This is a genomic window from Pseudoalteromonas sp. NJ631 (assembly GCF_000276645.1).
GTDB classification, from domain to species: domain Bacteria; phylum Pseudomonadota; class Gammaproteobacteria; order Enterobacterales; family Alteromonadaceae; genus Pseudoalteromonas; species Pseudoalteromonas piscicida.
In genome coordinates, this window is record NZ_AKXJ01000017.1 from 69,219 (window position 1) to 86,954 (window position 17,736).

Annotated in this window: 21 protein-coding genes; 13 read left to right on the forward strand and 8 right to left on the reverse strand. The window is 42.1% G+C overall.

Annotation, left to right across the window (positions count from 1 at the left end):
* Positions 1 to 645 carry an HAD family hydrolase gene (locus tag A587_RS0120670; RefSeq protein ID WP_017219122.1) on the forward strand — a complete coding sequence of 215 codons (645 nt, stop codon included), beginning with the start codon at positions 1 to 3 and terminating at the stop codon, positions 643 to 645.
* On the opposite strand, the gene A587_RS0120675 is transcribed toward A587_RS0120670, so the two are convergent.
* Positions 631 to 1,233 (reverse strand): Maf family protein, encoded by a 603-nt coding sequence (locus A587_RS0120675; RefSeq protein WP_026001079.1) that lies wholly within the window; start codon positions 1,231 to 1,233, stop codon positions 631 to 633. The two genes, A587_RS0120670 and A587_RS0120675, sit on opposite strands and share 15 nt — an antisense overlap.
* 119 nt (positions 1,234 to 1,352) lie before the next feature.
* On the opposite strand from A587_RS0120675, the gene yceD reads away from it, so the two are divergent.
* From yceD to mltG, 9 genes are all read left to right on the forward strand, one after another.
* Positions 1,353 to 1,877: a 23S rRNA accumulation protein YceD gene (gene yceD / locus A587_RS0120680; RefSeq protein WP_010374009.1), complete on the forward strand. Its 525-nt coding sequence runs from the start codon at positions 1,353 to 1,355 to the stop codon at positions 1,875 to 1,877.
* Between the two features lie 10 nt (positions 1,878 to 1,887).
* A complete protein-coding gene (gene rpmF, locus A587_RS0120685; RefSeq protein WP_010374010.1) occupies positions 1,888 to 2,058 on the forward strand; it encodes a 50S ribosomal protein L32 in 171 nt (56 codons plus the stop codon).
* Positions 2,059 to 2,069: 11 nt separating this feature from the next.
* A complete protein-coding gene (gene plsX / locus A587_RS0120690) occupies positions 2,070 to 3,116 on the forward strand; it encodes a phosphate acyltransferase PlsX (protein WP_010374011.1) in 1,047 nt (348 codons plus the stop codon).
* A 53-nt stretch (positions 3,117 to 3,169) separates the two neighbouring features.
* Positions 3,170 to 4,096 (forward strand): ACP S-malonyltransferase, encoded by a 927-nt coding sequence (gene fabD, locus A587_RS0120695; protein ID WP_010374013.1) that lies wholly within the window; start codon positions 3,170 to 3,172, stop codon positions 4,094 to 4,096.
* A 13-nt stretch (positions 4,097 to 4,109) separates the two neighbouring features.
* Entirely contained in the window at positions 4,110 to 4,856 is a 747-nt protein-coding gene (gene fabG, locus A587_RS0120700; protein ID WP_017219124.1) for a 3-oxoacyl-ACP reductase FabG, read from the forward strand.
* 216 nt (positions 4,857 to 5,072) lie between these two features.
* The gene (acpP, locus tag A587_RS0120705; RefSeq protein WP_010374019.1) at positions 5,073 to 5,309 is read left to right on the forward strand and encodes an acyl carrier protein; all 237 of its coding nucleotides are present in this window, start codon (positions 5,073 to 5,075) and stop codon (positions 5,307 to 5,309) included.
* An 86-nt stretch (positions 5,310 to 5,395) separates the two neighbouring features.
* Entirely contained in the window at positions 5,396 to 6,634 is a 1,239-nt protein-coding gene (gene fabF, locus A587_RS0120710) for a beta-ketoacyl-ACP synthase II (protein ID WP_010374022.1), read from the forward strand.
* 33 nt (positions 6,635 to 6,667) lie between these two features.
* Entirely contained in the window at positions 6,668 to 7,507 is an 840-nt protein-coding gene (gene pabC, locus A587_RS0120715; protein ID WP_017219125.1) for an aminodeoxychorismate lyase, read from the forward strand.
* Positions 7,508 to 7,512: 5 nt separating this feature from the next.
* Positions 7,513 to 8,484, forward strand: coding sequence for an endolytic transglycosylase MltG (gene mltG / locus A587_RS0120720; RefSeq protein WP_017219126.1), 972 nt, complete (start codon positions 7,513 to 7,515; stop codon positions 8,482 to 8,484).
* A 37-nt stretch (positions 8,485 to 8,521) separates the two neighbouring features.
* Here the strand turns inward: mltG and A587_RS0120725 are convergent, their stop codons facing one another.
* From A587_RS0120725 to A587_RS0120755, 7 genes are all read right to left on the reverse strand, one after another.
* Positions 8,522 to 9,130, reverse strand: a complete 609-nt coding sequence (locus A587_RS0120725; protein WP_017219127.1) for a MarC family protein — start codon at positions 9,128 to 9,130, stop codon at positions 8,522 to 8,524.
* 273 nt (positions 9,131 to 9,403) lie between these two features.
* Positions 9,404 to 9,787: a hypothetical protein gene (locus tag A587_RS0120730; RefSeq protein ID WP_017219128.1), complete on the reverse strand. Its 384-nt coding sequence runs from the start codon at positions 9,785 to 9,787 to the stop codon at positions 9,404 to 9,406.
* A 99-nt stretch (positions 9,788 to 9,886) separates the two neighbouring features.
* Complete coding sequence (locus tag A587_RS0120735; RefSeq protein WP_010374031.1) at positions 9,887 to 10,825, reverse strand: LysR family transcriptional regulator; 939 nt, start codon at positions 10,823 to 10,825, stop codon at positions 9,887 to 9,889.
* A gap of 16 nt (positions 10,826 to 10,841) precedes the next feature.
* Positions 10,842 to 12,566, reverse strand: coding sequence for a bifunctional isocitrate dehydrogenase kinase/phosphatase (aceK, locus tag A587_RS0120740; RefSeq protein ID WP_017219129.1), 1,725 nt, complete (start codon positions 12,564 to 12,566; stop codon positions 10,842 to 10,844).
* A gap of 164 nt (positions 12,567 to 12,730) precedes the next feature.
* Complete coding sequence (locus A587_RS0120745; RefSeq protein WP_010374033.1) at positions 12,731 to 13,207, reverse strand: hypothetical protein; 477 nt, start codon at positions 13,205 to 13,207, stop codon at positions 12,731 to 12,733.
* Between the two features lie 65 nt (positions 13,208 to 13,272).
* Positions 13,273 to 14,793 carry a DUF3413 domain-containing protein gene (locus A587_RS0120750; protein WP_017219130.1) on the reverse strand — a complete coding sequence of 507 codons (1,521 nt, stop codon included), beginning with the start codon at positions 14,791 to 14,793 and terminating at the stop codon, positions 13,273 to 13,275.
* A gap of 4 nt (positions 14,794 to 14,797) precedes the next feature.
* Positions 14,798 to 15,010: a DUF1414 domain-containing protein gene (locus A587_RS0120755; protein WP_010374035.1), complete on the reverse strand. Its 213-nt coding sequence runs from the start codon at positions 15,008 to 15,010 to the stop codon at positions 14,798 to 14,800.
* Positions 15,011 to 15,075: 65 nt separating this feature from the next.
* Here A587_RS0120755 and yejK point away from each other — a divergent pair, with 65 nt between their 5' ends.
* From yejK to A587_RS0120770, 3 genes are all read left to right on the forward strand, one after another.
* Positions 15,076 to 16,089, forward strand: a complete 1,014-nt coding sequence (yejK, locus tag A587_RS0120760) for a nucleoid-associated protein YejK (protein ID WP_017219131.1) — start codon at positions 15,076 to 15,078, stop codon at positions 16,087 to 16,089.
* A gap of 153 nt (positions 16,090 to 16,242) precedes the next feature.
* Positions 16,243 to 17,319, forward strand: a complete 1,077-nt coding sequence (locus A587_RS0120765; protein ID WP_010374037.1) for a porin — start codon at positions 16,243 to 16,245, stop codon at positions 17,317 to 17,319.
* 10 nt (positions 17,320 to 17,329) lie between these two features.
* On the forward strand, positions 17,330 to 17,734 hold the full coding sequence (locus A587_RS0120770; protein ID WP_010374038.1) for a phosphate ABC transporter substrate-binding protein: 405 nt from the start codon (positions 17,330 to 17,332) through the stop codon (positions 17,732 to 17,734).
* The last annotated feature ends 2 nt before the right edge of the window (positions 17,735 to 17,736 follow it).

A 17,736-nucleotide genomic window follows, 5' to 3' on the forward strand; every position in this document is an offset into this window, starting at 1 on the left:
ATGCGTTATAAGTGTGTAATTTTCGACTGGGATGGCACCGTCATGGACTCTGTGCCAAAAATCGTAAATACCATTCATCAAGCTGCTGAATCTTGTGGAATTGCACCCGTCAGTAACGAAGCGGCGAAAAGTATTATCGGCCTGTCTCTCGATAAAGCGATACTGACACTTTTTCCAAATCATGAAGACAAATTAGCGTCTTTAATTGCGGCTTATAAATATATCTATAAGCATCAAGACAAAACCCCAGCGCCTCTATTTGAAGGTGCTGAAACGCTTTTAAAGCAATTACATGGCAGTGGTATCAAAGTTGCGGTTGCAACAGGAAAAAGCCGAATAGGGCTTGACCGCCTGATGGCAGAAAGCGGGTTGAGTGATATTTTCGTTACGACACGGACAGCATGTGAGGCGGAGTCTAAACCGCATCCCGATATGTTGCTTCAGATTTTGGCTGAACTAAATGTGGAAGCTACAGAGGCTGTCATGATAGGCGATACGATTATTGATATGAATTTAGCGAAAAATGCAGGCATTGACGCGATCGGCGTCACTATGGGTGTTGCAACAAGAGAGCAGTTATCGCAAACGTCGGCTGCTCATATTTGCGATAACTATCATGACTTGTCTAACCTATTGTTGGCCTGATTGCTCGGCGAGCACATCAATACCAAACGTGAGCAGTGCTTTAGTGAGTTGAATAAGGGGAAGGCCAATCAGGGTATTGGGGTCTTCTCCTTCAAGCTTATCAAACAGACAGATCCCTAATCCTTCGCTTTTAAAGCTTCCAGCACAGTCGTAAGGTGTTTCCGCATCACAATAGTTACTGATCTGTGTTTGGGTAAGTTGGCGAAAGTAAACATGAAACGGTACCACTTCAGTGACCGTTTTGCCGCTTCCTATTTCGAAAACGGTTAAACCAGTCAAAAAAGTCACGCGATTATTGCTAAATAGGCTTAGTTGCTTAATCGCGTTTTCTTTATTATGTGGCTTTCCTAGGATCTCACCGTTGAATAGCGCAACTTGGTCTGAACCAATCACCACACCTTGTTGATATTTTGCTATTGCTGCTTTGGCTTTTGATTCGCTCAATCGTGCAACAAGTTGCTGTGCTGATTCACCTTCGAGTGCTTGCTCGTCTACATCCGGTGAAAAAGATGCAAAAGGAAGCATTAATTTTTTCAAAATTGACTGCCTAAATGGCGAACTTGAGGCTAGAATAAGTGGCGTTTTCATGAGATTTTTATATTTGTGACAACATTGCCAACAGGATAATGCGCAATAACGCGAAAAACAAAGGGAAAGTGTATTTTTACTTTGACTAACACAGTAACTATCTATATGATGCAGCCCCTATGCAAAAGGTGAAAATTCCCATCACTATTGATCCATGCAGAGCAGCGCAACGTCGAGCATCTTATGACGGTGTTGTAATGCTTGAAGAACTTTCTCGATTGCAGCAAGTTGTGCGTGATCAAAATAGTGAAATAGCGGTAGACATTCATTTCAACATCGACGAACAAGGTTTGGTTGTTGTGCAAGGCAAAGTCCGAGCCCATCTAACTGTTGTATGTCAGCGTTGTAATGATGAATTAGGGTTGGATTTGGAACAAGACTTTGCGTATTCGCCAGTCGGATTAGGTGCAGAGTCGGATGATCTTCCCGAGCGTTATGATGTGTTGGAACTGGATGAAGAGGGTGAGGTTAATCTAAGACAGATCGTCGAAGATGAGCTATTACTCGCAATTCCGATAGTCCCGACGCATGATGAAGCACTATGCTCTTATTCTGATAAGCCAAAGAGCTTTGGTGAAATTGAAGCAGAAGATAGCAAACCAAATCCATTTGAAATTTTGAAACAACTTAAGAAAGATTCTTAGGAGAAGGCTAATGGCGGTACAAAAAAGCAAGAAGTCACGCGCACGTCGTGGTATGCGTCGTTCACACGATGCGATCAGTGGACCAGCTCTAACTGTAGATCAGGTTTCTGGCGAGACTCATCGTCGTCACCACGTGACTGCTGACGGTTACTACAAAGGCGTTAAAGTAATTTCTAAGTAAGAGATTACTTTATGCTGACCGATCTAACCATTGCGTTAGATATGATGGGGGGCGATTACGGCCCCCGTTCATCTATCCCCGCAGCTATCGCTGCTGTGCTTAAGCACCCAAATCTAAATTTAATCCTCTGTGGTAATCAGCAAGTTATTGAAAGTGCTTTGACTAAAGCTAATATGCTGGATCATCCAAGACTCAAAATTAAACACTGTAAAGAAGTCGTCACTAACGGTTGTGAACCTGCCTCTGCACTTAGAAATAAAAAGCAGTCTTCAATGCGTATTGCGCTTGATTTGGTGAAATCTGGCGAAGCGCAGGCTTGTGTTAGTTCAGGAAATACAGGTGCGCTCTTTTTTATGGCCCACTATGTGTTAAAAATGTTGCCTGGCATCAAGCGTCCCGCATTAATTTCAGCCGTTCCAACAGAGAAAAAACAGCCCGTTTATTTGCTTGATCTTGGTGCGAATGTACATTGCGACCCTGAAACCCTCTATCAGTTTGGTATTATGGGCTCAATCGTGGCTGGAGAGGCATTAAATATTCCTTCACCTAAAGTGTGTTTGCTAAACATTGGCTCTGAAGAAATCAAAGGCCATGATGGTATCAAGCAAGCTGCAAAATTAATGAAATCCTCATCTGTTATTAATTATCAAGGCTATTGTGAGGGGAGCGATATGTTCTCTGGCAAAGCTGATGTAATTGTGTGTGAGGGATTTGTCGGTAACGTCGCCTTGAAAACCTGTGAAGGGATTGCCAAACTCATCATGCATAAGTTTAGCAAAGCGTTAAAAAAGCACTTTTTTTATAAAGCGTTGGCCTTTTTACTTCGACCCGTTATAAAAAAATTGTATAGAAGGGTGAACCCCGACCAGTATAACGGCGCAAGTCTGGTAGGATTGCGCGGTATTGTTGTGAAAAGTCACGGAAATGCCACAACGAAGGCATTTTTAGCCGCGATTGAAGAAGCTGCGCAAGAAGTACAACGCAAGATCCCTGAAAAGATCCAAGCGGTGTTTGCTCAGGTCGACACAGAAAAACAACCGTCAGGTCCGCATCCCTAACACTGCTAAGTGACATGAGGACGTGGCGACAACAGAGAAAATAAGAGCACAATATGTCACAAAAAATCGCATTATTTTTCCCAGGACAGGGCTCACAAAGCGTGGGCATGTTATCTGAATTATTAGCATCTTCTGATATCGTTAAAGCGACTTTCGCTGAAGCGTCAGAAGCACTAGGCTACGATTTAGCCGAACTTGTGCTAAACGGTCCTGAAGAAGAATTAAACCAAACGCACCGTACTCAACCGGCATTATTAACCGCAAGTGTTGCTATCTTTAGAGCGTGGCAAGATAAAGGTGTTGAAGCTGAACTGACACTAGCTGGCCATAGTCTAGGTGAGTACTCTGCATTGGTATGTGCAGAAGTATTAACACTTGCAGATGCCGTTAAATTAGTGGAAAAACGTGGTTTATACATGCAAGAAGCGGTTCCCGCTGGTACGGGTTCAATGGCGGCAATTATTGGTTTAGATGATGACGTGATTGCTAAAGTTTGTGCCGAATCTGCACAGGGCGACGTTGTTTCGCCGGTAAACTACAACTCACCAGGTCAAGTGGTGATTGCGGGTCACGTTGAAGCAGTAAATCGAGCCTCTGAAGCGTGTAAAGAAGCAGGAGCTAAGCGCGCATTACCGCTTGCAGTCAGCGTTCCATCTCATTGTGCATTAATGAAACCTGCGGCTGATAAATTAGCCAAAGATCTTGAAGCACTTGCATTTTCAGAGCCAAAGTTTGATGTGATTAACAATGTTGACGTTGCTGTTGCAAAAGATGCTGCAGCAATAAAAGATGCGCTTATTCGTCAGCTTTATAGTCCAGTAAGATGGACTGAAACTGTACAAGCGGTTGCGAAAGAAGGTGTTACAACAACTTTTGAGTTCGGCCCTGGTAAAGTGATTTCGGGTCTTGTGAAACGCATCGACCGCTCAGTGTCGTGTGTGTCGGTAAATGATTTAGCTGCCATTGCTGCAGCAGAATAATAACGAGAGCATTATGAGTAATTTATTTTCTTTAGAAGGAAAAGTTGTACTAGTAACGGGTGCTAGCCGCGGTATTGGTAAAGCAATCGCTAACGCCTTAGTGGCGCAAGGTGCAAAAGTTGCGGGTACTGCAACGAGTGAGTCTGGTGCAGAGCGTATCTCAGAGTATCTAGGCGAAAATGGTAAAGGTTATGCGCTAAACGTGACAGATGCCGACTCAATCACAGCAACTTTGGATGCAATCAAAGCAGATTTAGGTGATATTGATGTGTTGGTAAACAATGCTGGTATCACACGCGATAACTTGCTGATGCGCATGAAAGATCAAGAGTGGGATGACATCATCGATACTAACTTGTCATCCATTTTCCGCTTATCAAAAGCGGTACTTCGTCCAATGATGAAGAAGAAAAATGGCCGTATCATTAACATTGGCTCAGTAGTGGGCACTATGGGTAATGCGGGTCAAGCTAACTATGCTGCTGCAAAAGCGGGTGTAATTGGTTTTACAAAATCATTGGCGCGTGAGGTTGCATCTCGTGGTATTACGGTAAATACTGTAGCACCTGGCTTCATTCAGACAGACATGACGGATGAGCTAACTGATGAGCAAAAAGCAGCGACTTTGGCAAATGTACCAGCAGGTCGTTTAGGTCAGCCTGAAGAAATCGCAGCGGCTGTGGTTTATTTAGCATCAGATGCGGCAGCTTATGTTTCTGGTGAAACTTTGCACGTAAATGGTGCGATGTACATGGTTTAACCCGCTAAGATCACAAATCAATTGAAATTTTTGTGATCTTGTCGACAACGTACTTGAAATCGTCGCGAAAATAGGCGATAAAAAGATCCAAAGCTTTGTAACAGGTTTGACCAGAAAAAAAAGTACGGGTCAATCCTTGAATCCCAGAATGATGCGTCGTAAACTGCGCCGCAATCTGAAAATTAACGCAGTAGCGTTTAAATAAAGGAAAGAAGAATGAGCGACATCCAAGAACGCGTAAAGAAAATTATTGTTGAACAACTAGGTGTTAAAGAAGAAGAAGTTAAATCAGAAGCGTCTTTCGTTGATGATTTAGGTGCTGACTCTCTAGACACTGTTGAGCTTGTAATGGCGCTAGAAGAAGAGTTCGATACAGAGATCCCTGATGAAGAAGCTGAGAAAATCACTACTGTTCAGGCAGCTATCGACTACGTTACTGCTCACGCTGAGTAACTAGCTTTTCTATTAGGGCAGCACTCGCTGCCCTAACTCTTTCTAGACCCCCCAATTATTATAATAATCCCTTTTTGGAGGACACCGTGGCTAAACGTCGAGTCGTAGTAACTGGCTTAGGTATGTTGACGCCGCTGGGTAATGATGTTGCATCTACCTGGCAGGGCTTATTAGAAGGCCGTAGTGGCATTCGCAATATCACGCATTTTGACACAGAAGGTTTCGGAACTAAGTTTGCTGGTTTAGTTAACGACTTTGATGTCACTGAGTACATTTCCCCTAAAGATGCTAAAAAAATGGATGTCTTCATCCAGTATGGTATCGCTGCAGGTGTACAGGCTTTAAAAGACTCAGGTCTTGAAGTTAACGAAGAGAATGCCGCTAGAGTTGGTGTAGCCATCGGCTCTGGTATCGGTGGCTTGACGCTAATTGAAGAAAACCACGTCAAGCTATTAAATAGCGGTCCACGCAAGCTTTCTCCGTTTTACGTTCCTTCTACCATTATCAATATGATCTCTGGTCACTTGTCCATCATGCATGGCTTGAGAGGTCCAAATATTTCGATTGTGACTGCATGTACAACTGGCCTTCATAATATTGGTCATGCGGCCCGTATGATTGCATACGGCGATGCAGATGCGATGGTAGCCGGTGGTGCTGAAAAAGCGTCAACCCCAATTGGTATGGGCGGTTTTAGCGCGGCTCGTGCGCTTTCTACGCGTAACGATGATCCGCAAGCGGCTTCTCGCCCTTGGGATAAAGACCGTGACGGTTTTGTGCTAGCTGATGGAGCCGGTGTGATCGTACTAGAAGAGTATGAACATGCGAAAGCACGCGGTGCGAAGATCTACGCTGAACTAGTTGGCTTTGGTATGAGTGGTGATGCATACCACATGACATCACCACCAGAAAATGGTGCTGGCGCTGCACAGGCCATGGTTAATGCATTGAACGACGCAGGGATCAATGCAGAGCAGGTTGGCTATATCAACGCACACGGCACTTCTACTCCAGCGGGTGACGTTGCAGAGACGCATGCTGTTAAGTCGGTGTTTGGTTCTGCGGCAAAAGATGTGATGGTGAGCTCGTCTAAATCAATGATGGGTCACTTACTTGGTGCCGCGGGTTCAGTTGAATCTATTATTTCAATTCTTGCGCTGCAAGACCAAAAAGTAACGCCGACCATTAACTTGGATAACCCAGATGAAGGCTGTGATTTAGATTATGTGCCTCATACTGCCCGTGATGCGAAACTAGAATACACTTTGTGTAACTCGTTTGGTTTCGGTGGAACAAACGGTTCATTGCTATTTAAAAAGGTGTAGATCAGCCTTAGTAAATTGATAGCAAAGTAGGTTATGATAAAAAAGCTCGGCATTGCCGAGTTTTTTTATGTTTTGGAAACCCTTAAAAAGGAAAGTGATGTGGATAATCAACAGCTTTTTTCTAACACTGACAGAGGATTGGCCTATGGTGATGGCTTTTTTACCACCGCGTTAGTCCGTGATGGAAATGTTGATTTGTGGCCACTTCATAGGAAGCGACTGGTGGAATGTCAGCAGCGCTTGGGCTTTCCTGTGTTACGACTAGTCGAAATCGAGTCTTTGGTTCAAGAGCAAGTTAAAGATAAAATCGAAGCGGTGCTGAAGATCCTTATCACTCGAGGGGAAGGGGGTCGCGGTTATCAAGCTCCTGAGACGCCTCAGCCGAGTGTGAGTATTCAGGTGTTACCTTTTCCTTCACACTATACAACTTGGCAGCAGAATGGGATTGAGGTCGCATTAAGCCGAGTTAAATTGGGTATTCAGCCGTTATTAGCCGGATTAAAGACACTGAATCGGTTAGAACAAGTACTTATTAAACAAGATGCACAGACATTGGTTTGCGACGATGTCATTGTGACGGATATCAATGATAGGGTGATTGAAGCGTCAGCGGCAAATATCATCATGATTAAAGAAAACAATCTATATACACCAGATCTTAGTGGCTCAGGCATTAAAGGTGTGTTTTTAACCGCACTTGAAAGTAAGCACGATATTAGGGTCAAAAATATTGCTTTTGACGAGTTAAAAGCAGCTGATGGTGTCTTTATTTGTAATAGTTTAATGCAGTTGGTACCCGTAGTAAGAATTGAGAATAAACATTTCGATATCGTCGACTTACATGAATTGAAAAGGCGATTTTTAGGGAAGTAATATAAATGAAAAAACTGTTTATCATAGTCGCATTTTTGATAGCAGCAGCGTCATGGTGGTTATCTCAACAAATAAATAAGGTTAAATTTGAACCACTTAATATCTCTGAGGCATTAGTTGAGATAAAGGCTGGGCAAACATTTAATCAGCTATGTCATCTATGGCAGCGTAGCGGGGCATTATCTAGCTGCTTTCCTTACCAACTTTATAGTAAGGTAGAGCCTAAATTATTCGCGTTACAAGCGGGCTTTTACGATCTTAAAGGGTTAACTGTGCTTGATGCCATCAGCAAGATTAGTCGCGGGGATCAACACAACTTTAGCTTTACAATCATTGAAGGGATGCCCATTTGGGAAGTCAAAAACAAGCTCCTCAGTGCCCCCTACTTAAAGCAAGACATTGATAAGCTGACAGCACAACTGAATATATCGCAAAGTTCAGCTGAAGGGTGGTTGTACCCTGATACCTACCACTATCATGGAAATGACTCAGCGCTTCGCTTACTTAAACGTGCTTATACCAAAATGCAGAGTGTGCTTGAAAAGGAATGGCAAAATAGAATGCCTGATCTTCCTTTAAACACGCCTTATGAAGCCTTGATCTTGGCTTCGATTATTGAGAAAGAAACGGGCGTAGTTGCAGAAAGAGATAAAGTAGCCTCCGTTTTTATCAATCGCTTACGTAAGGGCATGCGTTTACAGACAGATCCAACCATTATTTATGGTATTGGTGAGCACTTTGATGGTGATATTAAACGTGAAGATATCCGTGAAAAGACGCCATATAACACTTATCGAATTGATGGCTTGCCACCGACACCCATTGCAATGCCGTCTCGTGCTGCTATCCATGCGGCACTTAATCCAGCAACAACCGAATACTTTTACTTTGTTGCATCAGGAGATGGTGGACATCACTTTTCGAAAACACTGACTGAACATAATAAAGCGGTGAAGAAATTTATTTTGAAACAATGACATCGAAAGAGAGGGCTAACCCTCTCGTTACTCTCTATCACAACATAAAATACTCTTTAATACCTGCCAATACACTAGATACTGCAACGGAAGCTAAGATAAGTCCCATTACTCGGCTGACGATACTTGCGCCACTATCACCAATCCATTGGTGAATTTTTGTCGCAACCAGTAAAAATATCAACACGATAGCCAATACGCTGAGCATAATAATCGAGGTTTGGAGTTGTTCAAATACATTGTTTTCGCTGTTTTTGGTAAGCAAAACGGCTGCCAACATAGCCCCAGGACTTGCGATAGAAGGCATTGCTAAAGGGAAAATAGCGGTGTCGGATGCTTTACTGTCTAACTTAATTTCTTCACTTGGCTTACCCTCGCCAAAAATCATTGTCATGGCAAAGATGAACAGTACGATGCCTCCGGCAATCGCGAATGCAGGTAGGGGAATACCAATTGCGTTTAAAATGATTTCACCTGCAATAATAAAAAACAGCAATACAATAGCTGCAACCAGTGTGGCTTTAACCGCTATTTTTCGTTTTGTCGCAATATCAAAGCCTGTGGTAGTTGCGATAAATACCGGTATGGTGCCAATGGGGTCGATGACCGCAAAGAAAAAAATGAACGTTGAGATATAGTGTTCCATAGTTCCCTATTATGAAATAAAGGTTGTTCACAAATTATACCAGTTGTATTAAGTAAATGATCTATCTTGAAGCGGGGAAATAGCTTTAGTAGCAAGGCAAAAATTTTGCTATTTAGTTGTTCTAAATGAGAAATTTTTAACGAAGCTAATATGCTATTTCACCCTTCAAATTGATTAGAGAATTAATTCAATTGGTATTACTTATGGTTGGCCATTTGTTATTGACCAACGGCAAATAATATCACTGATATCATGACTTTATTCTGAATATTCTTAATTATTTTTTGGATTCACAGTATGTACCCAAGCCACTGCGTCGTTGTAGTTCTCGAAGTTCTTAATCGTTAAACCGTGCTTGTCAGCAAATGCTTCAATTAATCCACTTTTGGTGTCTGAGGGGGAGATAACTCGAGCAAGAGTGATCCCATCGACAAATTGATTGAGTTTTTGTAAAACGGTTAGGACGCTTGGGTAATCGTAGGTGATATGTAATTGAGATACGTCGATAACTAAACTCTTTAGCTGATTCGATTTAAGTGCAAGCCCTAAATTTTTGTACATCTCGATAATATTGGCTTCCACGCATTCCCCGTATGCGGCTGCGTGGATAAGTTTCTCTTTACTATCAACCGTTGCTCTATAAGAGAATTTCGCCATGCTATCTTGCACCTTTTATGCATATAGATAAAAGGATAGTTCAATTAGCTGGCGATACCAATTTCAAAAAGCGCACCTAAGCAAAGCTTAGGTATATCGCTATGCTAGCTCTTCAGCTACCTCGGCAATTTTTTGTCTTAACCAAATATGGCTCGCATCGCGATGTAATAGCGGGCTCCAAATCATATCTAACTCAAACGGCGGAATAGGGAATGGCGGCTCCAGAACTGCTAAGGTCGGATCATCACGATAGATATTCGCGGCTTTTGACGGCAATGTTGCGATTAAGTTCTGCTCTTTTGCTAAATGAATTGCAACATGATAATTACGTGTAAATGTCGCGATGTTTCTGTGTTTTCCAAAGTGTGCAAGCGCTTCGTCAACCCAGCCAAGCTTCTGTACATCTGCAGGATCCATTCCGACCCCAACACCAAATCCAGTTTTACTGACCCAAATATGGCGAGATTTTAAATAGGCATCAAGCGTAAAGTTGGTAATAACGGGGTTATCGGATTTCACCAGACAGCAAAAACTATCCTTCCAAATTCGTTTGTGGTGAAACGATTGCGGTAGATTTTCGAAGCGGTTAATTGCCATGTCTACCTTGCCATTTTCTACATCATGAAAAGTAACATCACTCGGCGTGAGAATATCAAGGGTTGTATCTGGGGCTTCTTCATGAAGTTTAGTTAGAAGTTTTGGCGCAAGCGTACTTGCAGCATAGTCGCTGGCCATAATCCTAAATACTCGATTACTACTCGCTGCCTCAAACTCCCTGTTAGGGGCTAAGGTTTCTTCCAGAGTCATGAGTATGCCACGGATCACAGGTTGCAGCTCAAGCGCGCGCTCTGTTGGCACCATGCCTTCACTGGTGCGTACTAAAATAGGGTCATTAAAGAGGTTTCTGAGACGCTTAAGACCATTACTCATTGCTGGTTGGGTAATACTTAATTGATTTGCGGCGCGTGTTACATTGCATTCTCGAAGTAAGGTATCGAGGTAAACCAGCAGGTTAAGGTCAATTTTACTAATGTTCACTCAGTTTTCCTTTGTATTATTCTTCTTTTTTGGCATCTTGGAGAAAGCGATTATCATGTGGATAAGGGTAAATATGTCTTACGACTTTCTCACGAATATCTCGTTGTGCTTGCTGCCAAAACAACACCTCAGCCAAATCAGCATGATGGCGCAGAAACATTTCCTTTAGTGTAGGATTTGTCAGAACAAATGTACACAACTGTTCAGGAAAGACGTCTTGCGGTGCACTGGAAATATCGCCAGAGTCGTACATATTATCAAGTCCTTGTTTTGGCAGCGCTCTAAAGTTCATTTCCGTGAGATATTGCACCTCATCATAGTCATAGAAGATAACTCGATGGTGTTTACTCACGCCAAAGTTTTTTAACAGCATGTCTCCTGGAAAAATGTTTACAGCGAGCATCTCTTTGAGCGCATAGCCATAATCTCTAATGACTTGCTCGCACGTTTCTTCATCGGCTTGCTGTACAAAGAGGTTGAGCGGTGTCATGCGGCGCTCAATATACAAGTGCTTTATCACCATATTGTCTCCCTCAATACGTATACTTTGAGAGATAGAATCCAGCAACAGCTGATAAAGGGCAGGTGAAATACGTGCAAGTGGGATCACTACATCGGAATATTCAATCGTATCTGCCATTCTACCTACGCGATCGTGGCGTTTTACCAGTTGATAGCGCTCTAAAACGGTTGTCTTTGTAAATGGCTTACTTTCTGGAAATTGGTCACGGATCACTTTAAAAACATAGGGAAAGCTTGGCAGAGTGAATACCATCATCACCATACCGGGTGTACCTGGGGCGACTTCAAATTGTTCTTCGGAATTAGCTAAGTGGTGTAAAAACTCACGATAAAATTCGGTTTTCCCCTGCTTATGAAAGCCGATGGCGTTATAAAGTTCAGCTTTTGTTTTATTTGGCATAAGTTGATTTAAAAACTTAACTAGCGCAGATGGGGCATGGGTCTCTACTAAAAAGTAAGCACGCGCAAAACCAAAAATCACCCGCATTTGTGAGCTATTGGTAAGCAGCGCATCGATCAGTAAGCCTCCAGTTTGTGCATGTAATACCGAAATGATAAACGGCTGTACACCAGATTTAGATACCACTCGGCCGACAATATAGGCACCTTTATTACGATAGAAAGGTGCGCTGAGGATATCGAAGCGCATTAAATGCGCTTGATGATGCGTGTTAGGTGCTTGTTTAAGAAACGCCTTAACGAGTAGTCGAATATCTCTATCTAAATCTTCAAATTCACAATGAAAGTCAATATGTTCAATAATTCTTTTTATGGTGGGCTTGAGGCCATTGACGACTGGGAAATAACTTCGATACTCAGCTTCTACAGGGAGTGACGTGGCGTTAGCTAGCTGGGTTTCAACAAAAATGAAATCGCTATTGTAATATCGGCGGTGAAAGAGGCGACAAAAAACTGAATTATAGAAAGTTTCAGCAAGCTCTGGTTGAGGGTGAAAGGTAAGACGCTCAAGGTAAGCCTGTTTTACTTGATACCATAGCGATTCATCCAGTTGCGTCGAGCCATAGAGTTGTATTAACTTTTGTGCGGTTTCATCAACTTTGCTATCGTATTGGCTGATCCTCGCTTTACTTATTCGTTCTATCTCTCCCCAATTTTGAGCAGCAAAAGCGATGGGTGCCAGTTTGGTAATTTTTACAAATGCGTGATAGTGGTTTTGGAAACCTGATAAAATTCGCTCTGCTAACTGCTGTGCTTGCATCTACATCCCTCATAAATTATCCACGCGGAGTGGTTTCACTTTACAAGGTAATGTGCGAAAAGTCATCTGGTAATACCAGTCAAGGCATTTGCATAATTATAGCGAATGCTCATTGGCTAAAGTGCGATTCTCAAAAAGGCAATCCATGCAATTGAGCGGCTATATCACTCATATTCTTTGAGTTGCTTTTCTAATTTTGAAATCTCTTTCTCTAGGCTTTTAATCGCTTTAGCATGTGCCTTATTAATGGCCTTTATTTCCTTTTTAACTTGTCTGACGACCTTTTTACGCCTGTCTTCATTCATCAGTTTAGTTAACTTATCTTGTTGCTCTCTAACCGCGGTATCTCTTTTGCGATTGAGCACGGCTTTTTCATGGTGTTTGGCTCTGAGCGCACGCTTTGTCCTTTTCGCAATTTGGTTACGTTCCAAATTATTTAGCGTTTTATAGTGCTGTTCTGAGGGAGCTGAGGCTTTAGGATCGGATGTAGTTATCGTATGCTGGGTCGCATTGGCCGAGCAGGGAAATTGGCTAAAAACGATGCCTCTGTCGGTCGTGCATTTGAAGTATTTTACCGTTGTTGTGGCGAAACAATGAGTAGAGACAAAAATAAGTACAAGTAGTTTTAGATACAATTGCATATGGCATCCTTGCTGTAACAGTTAATATCTACTTAACCATAGATGACATCCCACTTTGTTCAAGGTTATTGTGCTTCAGGGGCTGTGAATTTTTTTAATGTCTTAATACTTTGTATTAAAAATGGAATATCTAGACTACCGTTTAACACAAAGCCTTCCTTTGCTGACATCTGCTTGAAGCTGCCATCTTGATTGACTAAGGTGATTTTGTCTTTTTTGAAGGCAACTAAGACACCTTGGGTAAAGTTAACGCCTTCTGCATGAGAGCGAGTTTTTATGTTCGATGCCAGCATACTTTGTTGAGCAAGGGGGTCGCAGCCAAGATAAGAGCTTAACAGGGTGTAGGTGATGTCATTGGGCTGTACAAGACCAGAAGCCTGAGCAAACAGCTCAATGTTCGTTACCGCAGAACTGGTTAATACCGTCGCTTGCTGTGCACTAATATCAATTGCCACGAACGGCTTTGAGCTATCAATGTCAATTTCGTCACTTACTTCAATGATTGTTAATTTACTTGCTTGATGAGAAGGCACAAAAGAGAACTCGCCGTTAGTATTAACACTCATTAAGTCATTATTAATTGACCATACCGGAACTTGCTGCTGCAGCAGGACAGACTCTTTATAATAACTCGGTAGACCGTAAATCAGGCTGAATAGCGCATCGCTGCTTTTTCCTGCGCGTAAAACAGAATCTATTCGGAACACGTTATTTTTAACGTTGCTCTGAAGGGCTGTTGCTGTTTTTTGGAACAGCGCCTCATCTGTGTAAGCATAAACGTTGATAGGTTGCTCTGTGGTATCTTTCTTTTCTTTGCATACCGCCGAAATTACAGGGGCTTTGTATTTTGAATGCGTATCACCAATGCTTAGTGAGTGCGCTTCTTCATACTGCTCGATATCAAGTAAATCGTGCCTGGCGAGTAAGCTCTTTGCGGTTGTAGGATAAGAGAGGGGTAATACATTATCTTGCTTAGTGATATCGAAAAAGGCATTCGCATCAGCCCAAATATGCAGGCTGTGACTGAGCGCAAAGCAGGTCACAATGGTGCCAGTCGCATAGCGAGGGAATTTATAGGATTTAAGCTCGGCTAAATGACGCCAAGCATAATTGCCCGCGAGTAGTTCAAAAGTGAGCACCAGTCCAAGCATTGCAATGGTAATGATGAGATTAACTAGGGATGATCCGACTAAGGTTTCCCACAATAAAACAAAAATATCGGAAAGCGAAGCTGGGTTGATATGGTAGCCAAGTTGTAGGTAAACAAAGGCATCCACTGTTAGTACAACAATACCAACCGAGGCAATAATCGCAGCCATGCCGCGAATATGTCGCGGGTAAGGGAATATTAAACTAAGCGGAAAGATAGTTAATACAAACGCACAAAAAGTGATAAAGCTGGTATGGCTTATCCACGTGATCAGCATATAAAACCAACCGACAAAGGTACTTGGCGCTTTGTCGGCGAACAAATAAACTGAGCTAATCAATAAAACCAAGCCAATGTTAGCAAAGGTAAACCAGTGTCCCCAGCTGAGTAATTGACTTGCTTTTGATGAAAAAGGGCTGTGCGGTGTAAGATTCATTCCGTTACTTTACTGATTGTGTAAGTGCTTTGGCAAAATTTTCGGCAACAGATTGTCTCTTACTCTCTGGAACATGTTCTTTTAGAATGTGCGTGATAGAATTACCCAAACACATTAAGCTGAGATCAACTGGTGCGTTTTGCGAGCTTAATACATTAACTAATTGGTCAACAATTTCTTCTACTTGTTTATTGGAATACTTTGATTGGATAGGCATCAGTTGGTTCAATTTATAAAAGCAATAATTTTTACATTTTAACATTAGAGGCGTGAAAAACAAAGATGAGCGTTGAGGTAAAAAAACTAGTTGTTCACTATGTAGACAAACAAGACGAAGATACCGAAATACATCTACGTGACGATGAAATGCAAATCAATGACAAAGTTAATGTTTTCATTGAACAATTGCATCATGCCTACAATGGCAAACCGGGTAAAGGGTTCTGTGCTTTTAGCGGCGAAAAAAGCAGTGTGGTCGCGTCTGCGATGCAGAGTTATCGAAATAATGAGCTTAACTTTTGGAATTTAACCCAAGAAGCAACCAATGTGCTTAAAGAAGAGCTTAATAAATATGCATTTCATGAAACTGGGTATTTAGTGTTTTGTCATTATCAGTATGTTGCCAGCAATTTTATTATGATTGCACTGATTAATATTAAAGAACATTACACAATTACCTCAGACTTAGACTTATCCGCAGCAAAACACTTAGATATTTCACGTATGCAATTGGCTGCGAGAATCGATTTAGATGCTTGGGATACGGCCGCAGAAGAAAACCGTTATATTTCCTTCATTAAGGGGCGTGCTGGTCGAAAAGTTGCTGATTTCTTTTTAGATTTTCTTGGTTGTGAAGAGGGGATCGATCCAAAGCAGCAATCGCAAACTATGTTACACGCGGTTGAGGATTATTTGTCTACACAGCAATTTGAAAAGTCTGAAAAAGACGACATCCGCAAGGAAATTTTTGATTACTGTAACGACTGTGTTTCAAGCGGCGAGGACGCAGATGTTAATACACTGTCCGAGACGCTTTCGAAGTCTGCAGACGTGAAGTTTGAAGACTTTTATAAAGAGCAGGGCTATGAGCTGGAAGAAAGCTTTCCTGTCGATAAAAAGACAGTAACGAGTATGGTGAAATTTTCTGGGCTTGGCGGTGGAGTAAGCGTTGGCTTTGAACGTAAGCATTTGGGTGAGCGGGTTATTTATGATGCTGCGACTGATACGCTTACGATTAAAGGTGTACCGCCTAACTTGAAGGACCAAATCGAACGTTATTATAACGATGAATCTTAGTTGTTAAAAAGCAGCGTAAGCTGCTTTTTGTTCCTATTTCATCCCTTTTTCTGCAAAAGTTTTTATCAATTTGCTGCTTTTGCTAGCATTTTTTTAAATTTAACTATACTTGCAATGTAGTACTTGTAGAACAAGCAATTGGGATGAATCACAATGAAGATGAAACTAGCTTTAGGTTGTACCCTTTGCCTTGCCTGTTTTTCAGGGCATGCAGAGGTTAACTTTTCCGGATTCGCAAGTATCAATGCTGGTAAGGTGTTGAGCGGAAGTGGTGTTCCACAATTCGGAATAAACGATCCAATATTTCTCGCCGATTATCCTATCGTCAGTGTTTACGACGAGGATATCTCATTTGAACCTGAAACATTGATGGGCCTTCAATTTAGTGCTGATCTAACCGAAGGTTTAAGCGTTACTGGTCAGATTGTTGCGCGCGGCGCAGATGATTTTGATGCAAAGTTTGAGTGGGCTTATTTGTCCTATGAGATTAATGAGAATTGGACTTTCCAAGCAGGTAAAAAACGCTTACCACTATTTTATTATTCCGACTTTTATGATGTGGGTTACGCCTATATTTGGATGCGTGCACCCGCGGACAACTACACCTGGCAAATTTTTAATTATAATGGCGTCAATATGCTCTACAGCGGCAGTATAGGCGATTGGTCATTAAGCGGGAATATTTACGCGGGTAAAGAAGACGATGATGACAATAAGCTGTTGAGCGAGTTTTTCTTTCAAGAACCAACTAGAGAAATCTGGAAAGACATACTAGGCGGCGTAATTCAAACCAGTAATGACTGGCTTGAAGTGCGTTTAACCCATATGCGCTACACCAACCAGCGATATCGTTCTGGAGAGCCTGTCTTATGGGAGGGAAGTGATGAGCGAGATGGTAAGTTTTATGGTTTAGCAGTAAATGCAGACTGGGGAAATTTCTTTATTTTATCTGAGCTAAATCGGTTGGACTTGGACGGTAATCTAGATACCAAGATGCTGACATTGGGCTATCGTTTTGACAATATCACGCCATTTGTATCTTACGCAGATTTTGAAGGCGAGGGCGAGGATGCCGAAAGCCATGAAACGACTTCGTTTGGAGTACGTTGGGATTTTCATTCCTCCGCTGCTTTCAAGATTCAGTATGATGAGGTGGAGGATAACTCCGTTGGTTTAGCGGTCGCGGGTGATAGTAAAGCCATTACAATTGGCATCGACATGGTATTTTAAGGAGAGAAGCATGAAAAAATTATTTTTACTTACTCTACTTTGCAGCGCTTTTAGTTGCCTAGCCGTGGATGTCATTGTCAACCCTGCCAATACTTCTACACTTGATGAGAATGAAATTAAGCAAATTTTTATCGGTAAATCAAAATCATTCTCCGATGGCTCTAAAGCACTTCCGATAACTCAGGCTGATGGCTCAACGGTAACCGATGAGTTTAATGAAAAGGTACTTAATAAGTCATCAAGTCAACTTAAAGCTTATTGGTCAAAATTAGTATTTACTGGAAAAGGGACACCGCCAAAAGAAGCCGCCGATGATGCTGAGGTACTTAAACTCGTTGCGAGTAACCCTAACCTAATTGGGTTTGTGTCTTCGGGAGCCGCAGATAGCAGCGTTAAAGTGGTGAAGTCATTTTAGGA

Coding starts and splice junctions, on each gene's coding strand:
- fabG (WP_017219124.1), top strand. CDS start 4,110: ATGAGTAATTTATTTTCTTTAGAAGGAAAAGTTGTACTAGTAACGGGT.
- acpP (WP_010374019.1), top strand. CDS start 5,073: ATGAGCGACATCCAAGAACGCGTAAAGAAAATTATTGTTGAACAACTA.
- fabD (WP_010374013.1), top strand. CDS start 3,170: ATGTCACAAAAAATCGCATTATTTTTCCCAGGACAGGGCTCACAAAGC.
- yejK (WP_017219131.1), top strand. CDS start 15,076: ATGAGCGTTGAGGTAAAAAAACTAGTTGTTCACTATGTAGACAAACAA.
- plsX (WP_010374011.1), top strand. CDS start 2,070: ATGCTGACCGATCTAACCATTGCGTTAGATATGATGGGGGGCGATTAC.
- A587_RS0120675 (WP_026001079.1), bottom strand. CDS start 1,233: ATGAAAACGCCACTTATTCTAGCCTCAAGTTCGCCATTTAGGCAGTCA.
- yceD (WP_010374009.1), top strand. CDS start 1,353: ATGCAAAAGGTGAAAATTCCCATCACTATTGATCCATGCAGAGCAGCG.
- A587_RS0120670 (WP_017219122.1), top strand. CDS start 1: ATGCGTTATAAGTGTGTAATTTTCGACTGGGATGGCACCGTCATGGAC.
- A587_RS0120745 (WP_010374033.1), bottom strand. CDS start 13,207: ATGCAATTGTATCTAAAACTACTTGTACTTATTTTTGTCTCTACTCAT.
- A587_RS0120730 (WP_017219128.1), bottom strand. CDS start 9,787: ATGGCGAAATTCTCTTATAGAGCAACGGTTGATAGTAAAGAGAAACTT.
- aceK (WP_017219129.1), bottom strand. CDS start 12,566: ATGCAAGCACAGCAGTTAGCAGAGCGAATTTTATCAGGTTTCCAAAAC.
- A587_RS0120770 (WP_010374038.1), top strand. CDS start 17,330: ATGAAAAAATTATTTTTACTTACTCTACTTTGCAGCGCTTTTAGTTGC.
- mltG (WP_017219126.1), top strand. CDS start 7,513: ATGAAAAAACTGTTTATCATAGTCGCATTTTTGATAGCAGCAGCGTCA.
- A587_RS0120755 (WP_010374035.1), bottom strand. CDS start 15,010: ATGCCTATCCAATCAAAGTATTCCAATAAACAAGTAGAAGAAATTGTT.
- A587_RS0120725 (WP_017219127.1), bottom strand. CDS start 9,130: ATGGAACACTATATCTCAACGTTCATTTTTTTCTTTGCGGTCATCGAC.
- pabC (WP_017219125.1), top strand. CDS start 6,668: ATGATAAAAAAGCTCGGCATTGCCGAGTTTTTTTATGTTTTGGAAACC.
- A587_RS0120765 (WP_010374037.1), top strand. CDS start 16,243: ATGAAGATGAAACTAGCTTTAGGTTGTACCCTTTGCCTTGCCTGTTTT.
- A587_RS0120750 (WP_017219130.1), bottom strand. CDS start 14,793: ATGAATCTTACACCGCACAGCCCTTTTTCATCAAAAGCAAGTCAATTA.
- rpmF (WP_010374010.1), top strand. CDS start 1,888: ATGGCGGTACAAAAAAGCAAGAAGTCACGCGCACGTCGTGGTATGCGT.